Genomic DNA, 16,231 nt, shown 5'->3' with positions numbered 1-16,231 from the left:
TTGAGCTTGAGCAGCTTCGACTTGAAGCGATAGACCGTCCATTCCTGCTCCGGCAGCGGCTTGAAGTCGAGGCCGTAGTGATTGAGGATCGGCATCCAGAGGTTGTTGATCGCACCCTTGCGCGGATTGGTGACGACCGTCTTGTTTTCGACCGGGATGACTTTTTCCGGCCGGAAGCCGTCGGCCATAAGTTTGGCCACCACGCCTTCGACCTGCCAGGGCTGGCTGGAACAGGCGGGAAAATATTTCGTCCACGAAAGGTTCAGTTTGATGATCAGGTCGTCGGATTTGGAAAGGGACAAGTCGTAGTCGGCCAGGTCCATGACCTTGGCGTAGTCGTCGACAATCGTGCGCGGTGAGGTTTTAACGACGGCGACTTTGGACTTCGGCATCAGTCAATCCTTTCGGGTCGGGGCTCAAAAGTTCTCCGCGTTCGATCGAGTAGACTTCGCTGACGGCGCCAAATTCGAATTCGGACAACAGGCGGCGCAGCTTGGGCTCGACGGTTGCCAGGTTCGTGTAGTGCCGTAAGCGGCTCTTGAACGCGGCATTGGTCTCGCGCGGCTGGTCGGGATCAAGCTCCCAGGGATGCAGGTACACCATCGCCGGGTACCCGCATTTGTTATACGCCTGCAGAGCCCGCTTTGTATACCAATATGGGAAGAGGCGGAAACTGCCGCCGCCGCAGGCCGGCAAGCGCCGGCCGAAGACGACGTAAGTCGTCGGCGGAATCTCCAGCAGGCGGCCGCTGGCGGTATTGATGAGATACGGGAATCGCGGCGCGCCGGGGTCGCCATAGAGATCGTGGCGAATCGGGAAGATGCTGGAATCGTACTCGATGCCGCACTTCACCAACTTCTCCCAAATCCATTCCTTGCCGCGGTCGGCGGAAAAGGTCGGGGCGCGATAGCCCCTGACCCGGACGCCAGAAGCATCCTCGAGCGCGCCCACGGAGCGGCGAATATCGTCCTCGAACTGTTGCTCGTTGAGGCGGGTGATCGTGTCGTGGCCATAGCCGTGGGTCGCCAGTTCGTGACCGCGCGACTTGATCATCGCCATGATGTGAGGAAAGCGCTCGGCCAGCCATCCGAGGGTGAAGAAGGTTGCAGTTGCCCGGTATTCGTCGAGGATATCGAGAATCCGGATCATGTTCATGGTCAAGCGACTCTGGCGCTTGGGCCACTCGGCGCGCGGAATCTGTGCGTAAAATGCCTCGACCTGGAAGTGTTCTTCCACATCAAACGTCAGAATGTTCTTCATCGCTCAAGACTTCTTGGTTGCGTAATTGTAGCCGTAGTACTGATGGCTGTAGTGGTACGGCAACACGCCGGACACATTGTTCAGTACCACGCCGACGATATTGGCGTCGGTCTTGCTGATAATATCGGCAGCGCGCTTGATAACTTCCTTCTGGGTGGCGCCCGCTTTCACCACCAGCAACAGCCCGTCCATATTCGGGCCGAGCACGACGGGATCGGAGACAGGTATAATCGGCGCGCAATCGACGAAGACCAGGTCGAAGTAGAATTTCACTTTCTCGATCGCTTCAATCACCTTGTCGCTTTCGAAGAGCTCGGTCGGATTGTGTTTCAGCGTCCCGGCGGTGAGAATCCACAGGTCGGGAATCTTGGTCGACTTAAAAGCGTCCTCCGCCTTGACGGTGCCGTCGATGATGTCGGTGACGCCCGGTTCGAGCGGCAGGTCGAAGATCCTGTGGATCGTCGGTCGGCGCAAGTCGGCGTCGATCAAGATGGTCTTGCGCTTCTTGTACGATGCCGCCGTTACGGCCAGATATGCCGAAACGGTCGACTTCCCTTCCGAGAGCATGGCCGAGGTGACGAGAAACGAGCGTTTGGACACGCCCTTTACCGGACGGGTGATGTTGTGGAGCAATCGGCGGAACTCCGTGCCGATGACGGACTCGGGATGGTAGTATTCCCAGATCGGTCTGCGCCGGTCCTTGGCCACAACTATCCCTTCAGAATCGCCTTGACGAGCACATCGAAGCCGCGGAACTCGTTTTCCGCGAGGCGCAGGCTTTTCTTGGCGCGGTCGAAATCGGGATTGATCTTCAAAGCCTCCTGATACTCGCGAATCGCTTTCGAGTGGATGAAGCGGCCCATGAGCGTATAGGCGACGGCGAGATCATAGTGCAGGTCTGGAAAGTGCGGGTTTTTGGCGATCGCGTCCTTAAGATTTTCGATCCGACGGCGCAGCGTCTTTTCATCGATTTTGTCGGTCACCAGCATGAACTTGAGATAGACGCTTGAGAACTCGCGGAAGCGCTGCTCCTTCTTGTGTTCGCGCGCCAGCACGAGCTTGGTATAGGCGCCTTCGAGGTCGCCATCGGCCAGCAGCTTCTTGCCGTCTTCGAAACTTTTGTCCTGGTATTCCGGGCAGACGACAATGGCGCGATCGAGATTCTCGGCGATCTTCTCCGCGGCCTCAGAGAAGAGCTTAAAATCTTCGCGGCGAATCGAATTGAGGATGTAGGTCAGCGCCTTGTTGTAGTAGGCATCGCCGTAGTAAATGTTGATCGCAATGGCTTCGTCGAACTCGATCATGGCCCGCTTGCAGCTGCCCGCCGCCAGGAACGCCTCGCCCAGATGATTGCGGTAGTCGGCGAATTTCGGCTGGGCCTGCACGCACTGGTCGAACACTTCGACCGCTTCGGCGTACTTGCGCTGCATCATCAGCACCTGGCCGAGGTGGCTTTGCTGCTCATGACCGCCGGGCTTGAGGCTGACCGCGCGCCGGAACAGCACTTCAGCCTCGTTGTACATTTTCTTGTACATCAACGCGAGCGCGAGATAGTCGATCTGCTCGGGTTCGTTCGAGGTGAGCGCTTCTTTGTAACGCTCGAAGATGTGTTCGACTTCTTCCTTGCGTTCCTTGTGGGCATTCTTGACCAGCTCGAGCAATTCCTGCTCAGGCAGATGCGGGTAGACATTTTCCTCGATCGTTTCGAGCAACTGGCCTTCGGCGAAGATCGACGAGCGAATCTGGTGATTCGTCGTGTCGTTCACCGTTTGAATCAGGTACTCGCGATCAGTCGAAGCGACCCGCGAATTCAAACGATACGTTTCCATCAGCACTTCCTATGCCGCTTTCACTCCCCTGGGCCGCGTCGTTTCGTCGATGTTCGGGATCGTGCCGACGACCTCCAGACCCAGCAGTTCTTCGATATCCTCAATCCGTTTAATCGAATGGTCGACCACTTCCGAGATCACCACGGCGCAAACCCCCATGATCAATCCCAAAGCCAGCCCCATCAGCGAAATCTTGACGCGGTTGGGTGATGCCGGCGCCAGCGGAATCGAAGCCGGCTCGAGAATGGTGTAACGCGTTTCCGCTTCCGCTTCCTTGCTGGCGCGGCCGATCTTCTGGCGTTGCGCCTCGTCTTGCCAATTCGTGTATTCCTTGCGCTTCTCGTCGACCTTGCCTTCGAGGCGCTTGACCTTCTGATCATAGTACGGTTGCCCGGCGATGATCCCTTTGATATCGTTCATGGCCCCGGCCAGCGACTTCTCCTTGCCGCGCAAGAAGTCGATTTCGTGAACGCGAAAGATCAATTCGCTCACGTCGCCGCGGGCATTGGCGGGCAGTTGGGGGTACTCATCCCGCGCGATATTCGCGCTTTCCGTTTGGAGCGAATCGAGCGCATCGCGCGTGCGCACCAGCTGGAACTGGATCTTGCCGTCCTTCCAGAGGTAACGCGCGGTCAGTTGGGCCACCTGGCGGGTTGCAGCCAGAGCATTGGCTTTGTGCCGCCGAATTCCGGGCGTCGCGCGCAGCACGTTGGCGGTGTCGACACCGAGATTCACGACCTGTGCGGCCAGAAACTTGACACGGTCCGCGGCCTCGTCGATCTCCAGGCGCGTTGCGTCGACTTCCGACTCGATCTGGAGCAGATTCTGATCGGAGTTGACGCCGGTTTCCAATTGGCGATTGCGGTAGGAATTGGTGAAGTCCGCCAGCTCCTGCTGGGCATCCTCATATTCTCTTTTAGCCAGCGACAATTGTTTTTCGGCGAGGCTCTGGCCCTCGTCGCCCGCCATCACCTGTTCGCTCAGTTTGCGCTCGCGGTAGACCTCCGCCAGCGCCGTGGCCATGTTGGTGGCTTGCCGCGGGTTCTCTGACTGAGCCGTGATCACCACCTGATTCTCGCCGATCAAGTCCACCTCGATATTGTCGCGCAATTCTTCGATCTGCAGCGTCCGCACCATCGTAGCCAAGTCGTTGTCGGGAAATTGCGCCAGCATCTTCAGACCGGCTTCGACGACGTCGGGGGACGGCTCCAGTTTGAGCTGTTCGATCATCCGGTTGATGTAACCGGAAGACATGATCTCCGAGCGGGTGGCGGCCAGCCAATATTGGCGGGCGCGCGGCTCCGGCAAGACGCCGGACTCATTCGGCAACAGGCGTTCCAGCGCCGGCGAGAGGAATTTTTGGTTGGAGATCACGACCTTGGTCGAGGACTGGTAGATCGTGGGCAGCAGATAGCTGCCGCCGAAGGCGACAGCCGTGACGATTACCAAGGGCACGATCAACCAGAACTTGCGCTTCCAGATGATCTGCCAGAGATCACGTATGGTGATCTGACGTTGACTCAATTGTTTATCCGGTCGATCAAGAGAATCGTCGACGTGATAGTCGTTCCTAACGTGACGATGTCACGGAACAGGTTGAAGCCGCCGCCAAAGCCACCCCGACGAAGCGGGACGTAGATTGCGTCCTCCGGCTGGAGGATGTAGCGCTTGGGGCTGCCAGACTTCAGTTGCTTGTCGAGATTGACTTCGTAAACGTTCGCATACTCGCCGCTCTTGGATGAGACGCGAATGCTTTTCAGGTCGGCATCGGGGCTGGTACCGCCGGCCAATGCGATGGCTTCGAACAAATCGATCTTGGCATCGAGCGTGTAGACATTCGGCCGGGCCACGGCTCCGACGATGTAGAAGACGCCACGGGTCGCTTCGGGCTCAACGGTCGCAATCGCGGCGGGAACGCCGCCGAGAGTGGGGGGCACGCGAATGATGTCCTTGGCGTGCACCTCGGGGAGCTTGGAGAAGTCCCGCGAACGAATCGCGGACAGCACATCAACGGTCAACACCGTGCCGGGATCAATCGCGCCGCCGCGAATCAGGCGGACGTTGGTCAGATCACCGGTTGCTGTCACGCCGCCCATTTCCTTGATGATCGTCCAGATATCGGGAATCACCTCACGGGCATAGCGGCCCGGAGTGACGACCTGACCTTCAACAAACACGGTCTGCGAATTATAGGCGGTAACGACGACCGTCGCCTGACTGATGTCGCGATTGAAGCGCGAGACCTGCTCGACGATCTTGCGGGAAAGCTGGGCCGTGGTCAGTCCGGCGGCGGTGATTTCGCCGATGACCGAGAGGGTGACCTTGCCATCGGCGTTGACGGTTACCGTCTGATCAAGTGTCGGCTGCTGCCAGAACGAAACGTGCAGGACATCATCGATCCCGATGACATAGTCCGCCCTGGCCGCACCGGGGGTGAGAACAAACCAGAGGGCGATGACCATCAGTGAAACTGTAAACTTCCTTGTCATATATCCTACTTTTTCACGGTGATAAGATTCTCGTCGAACATGAACGACTTGTTCTTGCCGGTACTTTTGGCCTGCAACAAGGCCATGTCGGCACAGTATATTAATCGGTCAATTCGTTGTGCGTCATTAGGATAAATTGCTCCACCCAGTGATACGGTGATGCGCAGGCTTTCGGCGGAAAATTTATCTTTGAACTCATTGTTGAGGATGGCAATGCGGAGGCGTTCCATGAAATTCGCGCAATCAGCAGCGTTCGTATCCGGCATCACAATACAAAACTCCTCGCCGCCGTAACGCGACACGATGTCGATGGAACGCACCGACTTGGTCAATAATGCACCAAGTTGCTCCAATAGAAAGTCCCCCGACTGGTGGCCGTAAGTATCGTTAAAAACCTTGAAACCGTCAACATCAAAGATCACCAAGCCGAGATGACGGCTAAAGCGCTGAGCACGAGTCATTTCCTGCTGGAGACGTTTGTAAAAGTATCGGTAGTTGTAGAGGCCGGTGATTTCGTCGGTATAGGACAAGCGCTCGATCTTTTCGAAGTTGGACAAGTTATCGAGAATCAATCCGAGCATGCGACTAAAGGTACGGAAGACCTCAAAGCCCTGGGCGGAGATCTGGTCGGGAGAACAGGCCAAACCGATGTAGCCATCGCGGGAGTTGGAGCCATTGAGCAGCGCGAAGCAGTGGACCCCGGCGGCCGTTAGGGCCTGAATGCCCGAATCGGACTTCAGCGGTTCATCGAGCGCGGCCAGCGACAGGATCGGCGCTTCGGCCGACAACCGGCTCAAGAGCGGGTGATTGGCGGGCAGCGTAAAATTGCCGGGAAGATTGGGCAGTCGACCGCGATCGACCTGGCGGGTGAGGTTACGACCTTCGCTATCGTTGAGCAGCAGCACCGACGACTGCACCTTGAATTCCTCGGCCAGGAGCTTGAGATAGGCGGCATAGAGCTTGCTGCGATCGTAGATCCGCGCCAGGCGATCGACGGCGGACAAGAGATTCATCGGGTCCTGAGTCGATGCTTTGGCGACGTTGTCGCGCTCCCGCCGCAGCGTGTCGATCTGCTGTTTCAACTTCATCACGCTTTGGTTGTGCTTGAAGCCGGCATCATCAAGGTGTTTGTAATTTCCCACCTGATCCGCCAGCGACAGCAGGAAGGGGCGCATGAGTTTGAACGGCAGCTCCCGGGGCTGGGCGAAGGCGATGAAGTAGTTGCAGCGGCCGCCGGTCAGAACCGGCACCGCGTGATCGAAGGGGTGAGCGGCATTGCCTTCACTGCCGTCACCGGGATAGATTTTGCGAAACGCGATGGCCGATTCGCGCTTCTCCATGCTCGTTTCCAATTCGCTGCGGAAGAGCACGCGGTAGGCTTTCAAGTCATCGCGCGCGACGCCGTAGGTATCGGTCAACATGAAACCGCGCTTGCGCCGCGCGAACACAGCTACCGAGGGCAGGCCGAGGTCTTCGTGGAAGAATTGCGCCAGGGCGGCCACCTGCCGATCCAATTGCTTGTGCTGAGAAAAGTCTTTGTGGATTTGCTCGACCTGCTGCATGTACAGCCGCACGATGCCGTCGAGACGACTGATTCCGCGGGCGCGCATCAATAGCCAAAGCAGGACGCCGCCGGCCGCGACGATGACCGCCGCCGTGATCAGCAGGATCCGCGCCAGATCTGGAACAACCAGCGCTCCGACCAATAGCGCCAAAATCGTCGCTACGTAGGCTGCCAATGCGAGAAACATAAATAGAACGATTATATAAACAGACGTGACTCAGGTAGCAAGCCGAAAGAACGTCCGGACGCGCCAGCGTTTACAGGTGAGGAACTTCCCTACGGCTGACGGCTGAAGCGGAATCGATTCTTCTTCGAGAGCAGCGAATGCCGGCGCAGGATGCCGAACACGCCCCACCAACTGATGGGTGGATTGCTGCCGTTGGCATCGCTGTTGACGATGCGAACCAGTTCACGAATTGAGTAAAACGGATCGGTTTTGACCAATGCCAAGACCATGCTCGCGACGCCGGGCCGGGCGGTTGGTTGCGGGGTAACCGCCGGTTCCGCCTTAGCCCGAACGACCGGTTTGACCGCCGCTTGGGGCGGTTCCATTTCGGCAGTCGCAGTCTCCACCTGACGCGCGAGCGAGACCTTCTCGGCCTCCTTCTGATTGTGTTGGCGGACATCTTCCGCTGGTTGGTCGGCGGAGGCACCGTTGCCGCCGCGAAATTCGATCTTGGCCTTCTCAATGTTGTCGTAAGCCTTGAGGATCGAGTCAAACTCCAGCAGCTCGAAAATCTCGTACACGCTGGGAATCATGCGGGCCAGCTTAATATCGCCAGCATTCGATTTGATCTCGCGAATATTGCTGATGAAGATGCCCCAGCCCGCGGAGGAAATGTAGTCGACGCCGGCCAGATCGATGATGATTTTGTAGCGCTTCTGCTCCATCAACGAGTTCATGACCCGTTCGAGTTCGGAAGCAGTCATCGTGTCGATCACGCCATCGACGCGGACCAGCGTGATGTCGCCGCTTTGCCCCGAGGTGTCCAGAGAAATTCTTATGTCGTCCATGCCTGCGCTTCGTCCTTTGTGGCCGCGATCGGGTGGCCGTTCTGGCGGTAGTTGACGATCTCCTTGGTGAACAGGAAGTAGTCGAGGGCGCCGTTGGAATAGGGCGCATGCTCGAAGACCGTCTTGTACATCATCTGCGCTTCCTTCAACTGCGTATTGATGCGGATGCGCGTGGAAAACAGTTTTTCGCCGTACTCCGTCAACAACTGGTTGTAGATCGATTTCGAGATTTTCGTCCGGGTGTCGAAGAAGGTCGCCAGGATGCCCAGCAATTCGACGCGCCGGCCAATCTTCTCGTAAAGGTCGTCGAGCAACTTAAGCGTCTTCTTGGCGCCCTCACAAGCAAAAAAATCCATGGACACCGGGATGACGACGCCGTCGACGTAATTCAGGACATTCATATTGATCAGATTGATAGCCGGCGGGCAATCGCAAATGACGTAATCGGTACCGCGCAGGTTTTCCAGCACGACTCGGAGGCGCTGTTCGCGGTCGACCTGGCGCGCCAGGAACAACTCCGTCTCGACCAAACGCGTTGAGCCGGAATCAATCAGGTACAGATTCGGACGCAGCGACGAAATCTCAACGTCGCCGGTCGTCAGCAACTCCGCCAGTCCCTTCTGTGGCCGCACGTTGAAGGCCATAGCGACATTCGCCTGGCTGTCGCAATCGAGGATCAACGTCCGTTTGCCGGACATGGCCAAACAGTGGGCGAGGTTGATGACGGTAGTGGTCTTGCCGGTTCCGCCCTTGCAGGTGATGACGGCGATCTTCTTCAATTCTCGGGTTCCTTCTTGCGATCACCTAACAGCCGCTGCTCGTACTCTTCGAACGAGACCGGCGCCGGTTCCTCCGGCACGGCGATCACTTCGAGATTTATGCCTTCGGCGGCACGCTTCTGCCACTGCTTCTCGTCCATCACATCCAGGCGCGCGGTGGAAAGGACGTTGCGCTTTTCGGCTTCACGGTCGAGTTCTTTGACGCGTCCAGCCACCCGGTCAAATAATAAACGCAGCTGGTCGGGCGATATTTGACCTTCCATTTCCTCGAACATAGCGGTCAGGACGTCGGTGCGCTCGTCGTCGACACCCAATTCGCGCAAACGATCCTTAAAGGCAGCGATGCGGCTGTCTTCCTGACGCTGCAGACTGTCCTTGATTTGCTCCAGATACGCACCGCGGTCTTGCACCGGGGATGCGGTTTCGACTTTTTGCGCGAGCCGTTGATATTCCTGCTCCTGCTCGGCGGTGAGGGTGCCGCCGAAACGCCTGGCGAATTCATAACGCTGGCGTTTGGTATTGAGCCGCAGCCGCACTAATTCGCCGTAAATTGTGCGATCTTCGATTGCCGCATGACCCGCCTGCTCGAGTTCGCGGCGGATGCGAGTCGGACCAAAATCGGGATTCTTGCGAATAATCTCCAGCACGGCATTGCGCTCGGTGTACGACAGTTGTGCCGGCGTATCGTCAACGCGCAGCGTCTTGTTGAGCAGCCCTTCCTCGCCATACTGCTCGAAGCGCTTCTTGTAGCGATAGTACGTCGAAGTCGACAGCCCCATCATGCGGCAGGCTTCGGCAATCGGGACTTTCTGGATATCCACCATTTCCAGCAGCTTCTTGCGACGCGCGAAGAGATACTCGTCGGCCTCAATCTTCTCCTTGATAACGACCATCGTGATGTCGTCGTTCTGCTCCGCGCCCTGGGCAAACTGGCTGAGATCGTCTTGAAACTTCTCGGCGAATTCATCGGGGGACAGGTCGGAATTTTCACGAATGAAGCGCAGGAACTTCTCCATCCCGTACTGTTGCTTGCGCGGGTTCATCGCTTCGGTGATACCGTCAGTGTAGACGACCAGCATATCGCCCTTCTTCAGGCGCACGCCCTGGCTCTCGAGATTCTCTTCGAAGCTGACGCCATCGGGCAGCGTGATGCCGAGCGGGATGCCGCGCGGATTCATGAAGTAGGTCTTATCGTCGTCCTTACGGTAGAGGATCATCGGGTTGTGACCGGCGGAGGCGAAGGAGATCTTGCGCTGCTGGGTATCGATTACGACCATGAAGATCGTGATGAACATCCCCTTGCGCACGTCTTCGGTGACGAATTCGTTGACGTTGCACAGGATATCGACGGGTGAACGGGCGCCGCGCGATTCGAGGCGAATCGCCGTGCGGATCATCGTCATCACCAGCGACCCGGGGACGCCCTTGCCCGAGACGTCGGCCACAACGATGCCGAGCGTCTTTTCATCAAGCCAGACGAAGTCGTAATAATCGCCGCCGACGTCCTTGGCGGCGCGGTAGATCGTCGCGATGTCAAAGCCTTCGATATCGGGGAAGCTTTTTGGTAGCAGCGTATGCTGGATGTCCTGCGCGACCTGCATTTCTTTGCGCATTCGCTCCTGCTCGACGACGTTAGCTTGCGCCTCCTTGAACTTGACGCGCATCTCATTGAACGCTTCGGCGATGGCGTTGTATTCGGCGGCACCGGCGACTTCGATCTTGCTATCGAGATCGCCTTTGCCGATGCGGCGCACGCCGTCAATCAGGCGCTGGATCGGGCGCACGAAGTAGTTGGAGAGCAAATAGACGGCGCCGATCACGATTATCATCGCCAGCGCGATGGTGATGAGAATGGTTTTTCGGGCCGCGGCAATTCCCTGCAGCAAGCGTTCCTCGCCAAAGCCGATATGCAGGCGGCCAAAATTGCGTCCCTCATAGTTGACCGCTTCGATCACATGGAAGACGTTGGTCCCGGCGGGATCGTTGTAGACCTGGGCGTCGCCGACGCGTGCCGGATCGACGGCGGCCGGAGGATGATAGGCAGTGTGCAATTTGTCGGGTGAGTCAGTTGAGGCCAGGATCGTGCCTTGTTCGTCCAGTATGTAGATGTAACGGACGTCCTGATTCTGGCGCGCAAAATTGCGAACAAACTCGTCAAACTCGACGTCGGACGACCGGTTGATGAAGTGATTGGCGGCCTGCGCGGAGATCGCATTGCCGTACTCCTCGATCGAACTTTCGAACTGGTCCTGGCGCCAGTCCACCATGCGCGACTCCCAGAGGAAGTAGACTGACACGATGACTGCCGTCATGATGAGCGAAGTCCACAGCGCGAACTTCAGGCGGATCGAGACACCTTCGGCTTTCACCACGGTCTCCGGCTTGGCGCCGGGATAGCGTTTCATAATCCGCAACTCGTTGACGCCGCCGCTGGACTGATAGCTGACGTCGTCGGTGACCTTGCGGATCAGGTAGATGCCGAGTCCGCCCTTGCGTCCGGTCTTGATATAGTGATCGAGATTGGGGTCGCTGGTTTTCTCGAACTCGAAGCTGCGGCCGCGATCATAAATCGAGACGCCAATGCGGTCGGCATAGAGCGACAGTTTTAGCTTGATTGTCCCTTCGCCGTACAGGTAGGCATGCCGAATCACATTCGTACAAGCCTCCTCGATTGCCAAAAGAATGGCGGTGACATCCTTGCGGCGAAATGGCGTTTCGGCCATGACCCCTTCGACGAAGCCGCGAATATCGGGCAGCTTCGACTCGACCGCCGGGAATTCGGCAAAGATCTCTTTAACTGGCCGTGCGAAGAGTCTCATAGACAAGGATCGTACATTCTCTCAATGCAATTGCCAATCGTGATAATCGGACTATGCAATTACGAGCCGTAAGTAGCAGTGCTTCATTCAATTGAGCCGGTAGATTGAAGTCTTAGCTTAGCTTGTTGAATGTTCTTCTCCGTATCGCTGTTACCGGGATAGCGTTGGAGCACTTGCTGCCAAAGACGGATTGCTTCGGCATATTCCCCGCCGCGGAACTTCTCAATCCCTTCGAGATAGATCTTCCAGGTGACGTTGTCTTTCTGGATATCCGCCAGCGAGACACTGCCGATGCTGCGCCGGGACTCCAGCCGGTTGAGCAGCATCTGCGCTACCGAATCCTGAGGATTGGCGGCAAGCGCGCGGGACAGGTAGTCGCGGGCCTGCGCCGAGTCGCCGACGTCATACGCGGCAACACCGGAGCGCAGGAGCCCCAGCGATGTAATGCGATTGTTGATCTGGGTCAGACCCCGCTGTGCCGCCTGGTCGTCGGGATTCAACTTGAGAATTTCGCCGTAACGCACGGCCGCCTCGCTCAGCTTTCCGGCCGCAACTTGCCGTGTGGCTTCCGTGCGGAGAGCGTCGATCCGATCTGTGGTCAACAGATTGTATTCGGCTTCGCCCTGCTGAAAACGCTGATCATCGCTAAAGGCGGGGCGCAAGCGCGACAGCGTCACGGCCGCAGCATCGAGGTCTTTGAGATTGAGGGCTTCGCGCAGATCAGCGAAGACTTCTTCCGCCTTGAGGGAATCAGTCTCGGCCAGCACCCCGGCCCGGACGGTTTCGGTCAGCTCTTGCGCGCGACGTTGCTCGATGTCATTAAGACGCTGGGATGCTTCTTCGTCTCCCTGATCCGCAAGCACATAGACTTTCTCATAGTACACTTCGGCGGAATCATACATGCCATTCTGATAGAAGTAGCGTGCCTGGGTCATCGCGAAGTTCAGGTCGCGCTCGCGCGTCTCGCGCGCAAGCTGCTCGGCGGCCACGCGCCGTTCGTTTTCCCGCCGGGCCAGCATCGACTCCTGCGAGCCGCCCAGGGAGATGTCTACGGAGAAGCGGTGTTGGGCGTCGAAGTAGTCCTGAGTTCTAAACGTGTAACCGAATTGCGCAAAGCCGACTTTCAACCCGGCACCGAGATTGACCTGGTCAACGTCGTAACCGGCGCGCAGGAAGTAATGATTGAGGATCGCGAATTCAGCACCGGTATGGAACAGCGGATCGACGTTCTCCGTCTTGTCAACGTCAACTTCGAGTGACAGGCGGTGGCGACCGTCGGAGATTGGCAGGATGATGCCGACGCCGGCCTTGAAGTTGATCGGCAGGGTTTCGGCATCGCGGTCGAGGCGAATTTCCGGCGCGAGCAGATTCTGGGCGTTCAGGCCGAGGTGCAGTTTCTCGCTGAGGGCCACGCGCAAGCCAACGTCAGCGCCGCCGCCATACGCGGACTGATTGTCGAAATCCTGGCCGAACAGTTTCAGGGTCGCACCCAGAGCGATGTAGCGATTGACTTGCTTGCCGTAACCGATCAGGAACAACTGCTCACTGGAGCTGAAGGTGCCGTTCAGGCGGCCCTGGGAATCGCGACGTTCGATGTCGTCGGTGCGCAGCAAGAAAGCTCCGACCGAGAACGTGCCATAGTCCAGCGTCGGCCAACCGAAGGCCGCAAACGAGTAGGTGGTACCCTCGGGCAGCGGCAAATGCATCAGAGACAGGGAGCGATCATTAAGATTGGTCAGCGCCGCCGGATTCCAGAAGATTGCTGAGGCGTCGTTGGCGAGAGCGACGTTAGCGCCGCCCATCCCCAGCGCCCGTCCGCCGGCGCCGGAATTGAAGATCGGCGTCAAGCCGGCGCCGGTGCCGGCAAACACGGCTGGACTCAGAGAGAGTGCCAGCAAAGCAAGCAAGAGCAATAGCGGTGCGCGTTTCATCACTTCACCACCGCAATCTTGGTGCGAACTTCGCCTTCGCCGTCAACCGACAGCACCGCGACGTAAACGCCATTGAGAACAATCTGGCCGTCCTGATTGCGGCCGTCCCAGTAGACCGTCACTGGTTCGGCCAACGAAGCCGGCGGGGGAATTTCACGTGTAATGACTTCCTCGCCGTGCAAGGTGTAGATCTTCAATGTCGCCGCTCGTGCCGTGCTCAGATTGTAGACGAGCGCAGCGCGTTCGTGAATCGGCGAGAATGGATTGGGATAGCAGAAGAATGACTGCGAGAGCGCCTGGGCGACCAAAGTGAACTGGCGTTCGATCATCAAATCGGAGGCAAACCGCGCGGAGATCGGCACGGGTTTGGTGCCGGCGGCGGTCTCGTAGGCTGCCGCAATCGAATTCGAATCAAGATAGAGGCTGAAGTCCTGCAACTCCGGATTGGCCGCAATCGTGAGGCTGAGAGTCCCAGAACGCGGGATCCCGTAGCCGCTGCCGAGATTGAAGCGAACCGCGGTCTCGCCGATGACACCGGCCAGATTGCCCTGATTGTTGTAGTTCAATTGAGCGCCGGTCAGGACGGTGCCGGGAGCGACGATCTCGTCGTCGCGGTCATGAATCTCGAATTCCAGAAAAGTCAGATAGGGCTGCTCCGCCTCGCCGACGATATCGAAGCTCAGGTTGAGCACGTCATAGCTCTTCCCCGGCGTCAGCAGTTGCAGCAGCGGCGCGGTGAAGTCGACTCCGATTGCCACCTGGCTCTCGGAGCAGATTACACGAATCGTATCCGCACGATCGAGCAGTCGCGCGGCGCTGCCAAGGTTATCGTCGTCCGGAGTTGCGGTGATCGCAATTACTATCCTTCCAGTGTCGTCATCCGGCGGCGCCGAAATCATCCACTCGACTTGCTCGCCGACCGAGAACGTCTGTGTGACGGCACCATTGATGACGAAGTTGCCTTCGACCACCGACAGGGTCAATTCGCCGCTGCCGACGGTCGCTTGTCCGGCATTGAGCACGCTGGCGGCGATCGAGAATGATTCCCCCAGGCCGACGATGCCGTCCTGGGCCGAGACCGGCGCGGCGATCTGGCTCTCCAGATTCAAGCTGGCAGGGGTCTGGATAACCACGACCGCCGTCGGACTTCCCTGCGGGCTTTCGACCAGGGCGGCAAGACCCGAGGTAGCACCCGTAGCCTCGAGAACGGTCGCGCTGAACAACTCGGAGATCGTCGACTGAAATGCCGCCTCGATGGAATACTCGACGGTTGTGTCCCGGCTGACGCCGAGCTCAAGAATGGTTTTGTCCGGCACGAAACTCGAATTGCCATTGCTGGCCAGACGCAGCTTGATGTCGGACAACGGCTCATCGCCGGTATTACGGAGATCGACCAGAAGTTTGAACGACTGGCCGAGGTTGACGTACGGCGGATTGCGCATTTCGAGCGTGACCGACATCAGCTTGACCGCGGCGCCGAACGGGATCGCGACGGCCGAGCCGGGGATCGTAAAACGCGAGCTTTCCGAATGCCCGTTCGCTGTGCCGCTCACGGCGATCACGAACGAGTCAACTTCCGAACCGATATCTTGTGGGATCGTAATGGACTTGAACAGGAGGTTGGCGTCGCCCGGCAACAGCTGCAGGGAATTCGCATCGAGGCGCGCAGTGAATTGGCGTTCACCCGCAAACAGCGTCAAGCCGGAGGCAGCCAAATCGACTGCCAGCGTTGCCGTGCCGGAATTCTTAACTCCCAGGGAGAGCGCAACATCGGTCCCGCGATAGAGCACCTCGGGCGCCAAAGTCCCGCTGCGATAGGCGATTTGCGGTGGTGTCTGAATCATGATCTCGTCGACGACCGGAAAAGTCTGGTCGAAAGCAACCGTACCGAGTGATCCGACCATCTGGAGACCAATCGTACCGACGGTCTGCGAGTCGATCTCGGGCAAATCCGCCATTGGGAAAGTGAGCTGAGTCGAGCCACCGTTTCCGCCGACAACAATTGCAGCCGGCAATTGGAGATTCAGGTCGGCGCCGCCGGCAAATGGGATCGACATCGTTGTTGTCGTCGCGAGGCGGAGGTCATCGTCACTTTCGTTGCGCACGGTAATCGCGAAGGCATAGCTTCGTCCGGCAGTCACCTGGATCGGCGTCAGCGTACCGGCAACGACGGAAACGCCCTCGGCCGGCAGGATTGTCAGTTGGTCAAGCGCCGTAGCCGAGTCCTTCACGATCCCGGTTCCCAACTGCGCCGCAAACACGGCATCCACCGACAAGACCTGATTCGGCAGGTTCGGAACGGCACCGGTGAGCGTGAAGACTTCGTTGGTCAAGGGCGCGATCTCGTGGTTCAGCGGCGGCGAAATCGCAACTGGCTGGAGCCGCGAGCCGTTGCCGTAGAGCCGAATCGCATTCACGGTAGCCGGCTGGGTACCGAAATTGGCGATGGTCAGGCTGAAGCTATATTGCTCGCCCAGATAGCGATACTCTTGCGCAAATTCTCCGCGGGTAATCTTCAGCAACGATAGACCGACTTCCGGAGATTG

General features: G+C 58.1%; 12 protein-coding genes. All 12 read right to left on the bottom strand.

Annotated elements, in window-relative coordinates:
• Positions 1–392 (bottom strand): DUF362 domain-containing protein (locus tag IT585_13240; protein MCC6964211.1); only part of this gene is annotated, 392 nt, incomplete at its 3' end.
• Entirely contained in the window at positions 364–1,260 is an 897-nt protein-coding gene (locus IT585_13235) for a DUF3473 domain-containing protein (GenBank protein ID MCC6964210.1), read from the bottom strand. The genes IT585_13235 and IT585_13240, both read right to left, overlap by 29 nt.
• A gap of 3 nt (positions 1,261–1,263) precedes the next feature.
• Positions 1,264–1,968: a CpsD/CapB family tyrosine-protein kinase gene (locus IT585_13230; GenBank protein MCC6964209.1), complete on the bottom strand. Its 705-nt coding sequence runs from the start codon at positions 1,966–1,968 to the stop codon at positions 1,264–1,266.
• Between the two features lie 2 nt (positions 1,969–1,970).
• Positions 1,971–3,089 (bottom strand): tetratricopeptide repeat protein, encoded by a 1,119-nt coding sequence (locus IT585_13225; protein MCC6964208.1) that lies wholly within the window; start codon positions 3,087–3,089, stop codon positions 1,971–1,973.
• Positions 3,090–3,098: 9 nt separating this feature from the next.
• The gene (locus IT585_13220) at positions 3,099–4,613 is read right to left on the bottom strand and encodes a hypothetical protein (protein ID MCC6964207.1); all 1,515 of its coding nucleotides are present in this window, start codon (positions 4,611–4,613) and stop codon (positions 3,099–3,101) included.
• Positions 4,610–5,578 (bottom strand): polysaccharide biosynthesis/export family protein, encoded by a 969-nt coding sequence (locus IT585_13215; protein MCC6964206.1) that lies wholly within the window; start codon positions 5,576–5,578, stop codon positions 4,610–4,612. The genes IT585_13220 and IT585_13215 overlap by 4 nt, the downstream gene beginning before the upstream one ends.
• A gap of 5 nt (positions 5,579–5,583) precedes the next feature.
• Entirely contained in the window at positions 5,584–7,329 is a 1,746-nt protein-coding gene (locus IT585_13210; protein ID MCC6964205.1) for a GGDEF domain-containing protein, read from the bottom strand.
• Between the two features lie 89 nt (positions 7,330–7,418).
• Positions 7,419–8,156, bottom strand: a complete 738-nt coding sequence (locus IT585_13205) for an anti-sigma factor antagonist (GenBank protein MCC6964204.1) — start codon at positions 8,154–8,156, stop codon at positions 7,419–7,421.
• Positions 8,144–8,935 (bottom strand): ParA family protein, encoded by a 792-nt coding sequence (locus tag IT585_13200; protein ID MCC6964203.1) that lies wholly within the window; start codon positions 8,933–8,935, stop codon positions 8,144–8,146. Before IT585_13200 ends, IT585_13205 begins: the two co-directional genes overlap by 13 nt.
• Positions 8,932–11,754: a SpoIIE family protein phosphatase gene (locus IT585_13195; GenBank protein MCC6964202.1), complete on the bottom strand. Its 2,823-nt coding sequence runs from the start codon at positions 11,752–11,754 to the stop codon at positions 8,932–8,934. The genes IT585_13200 and IT585_13195 overlap by 4 nt, the downstream gene beginning before the upstream one ends.
• Before the next feature lie 83 nt (positions 11,755–11,837).
• The gene (locus tag IT585_13190) at positions 11,838–13,685 is read right to left on the bottom strand and encodes a PorV/PorQ family protein (GenBank protein MCC6964201.1); all 1,848 of its coding nucleotides are present in this window, start codon (positions 13,683–13,685) and stop codon (positions 11,838–11,840) included.
• Positions 13,685–16,207, bottom strand: a complete 2,523-nt coding sequence (locus IT585_13185; GenBank protein MCC6964200.1) for a hypothetical protein — start codon at positions 16,205–16,207, stop codon at positions 13,685–13,687. The genes IT585_13190 and IT585_13185 overlap by 1 nt, the downstream gene beginning before the upstream one ends.
• Between the last annotated feature and the right edge of the window lie 24 nt (positions 16,208–16,231).

It is taken from the genome of Candidatus Zixiibacteriota bacterium, assembly GCA_020853795.1.
Lineage (GTDB): Bacteria > Zixibacteria > MSB-5A5 > CAIYYT01 > CAIYYT01 > JADJGC01.
This window is presented reverse-complemented; position numbering and strand designations above follow the sequence as displayed.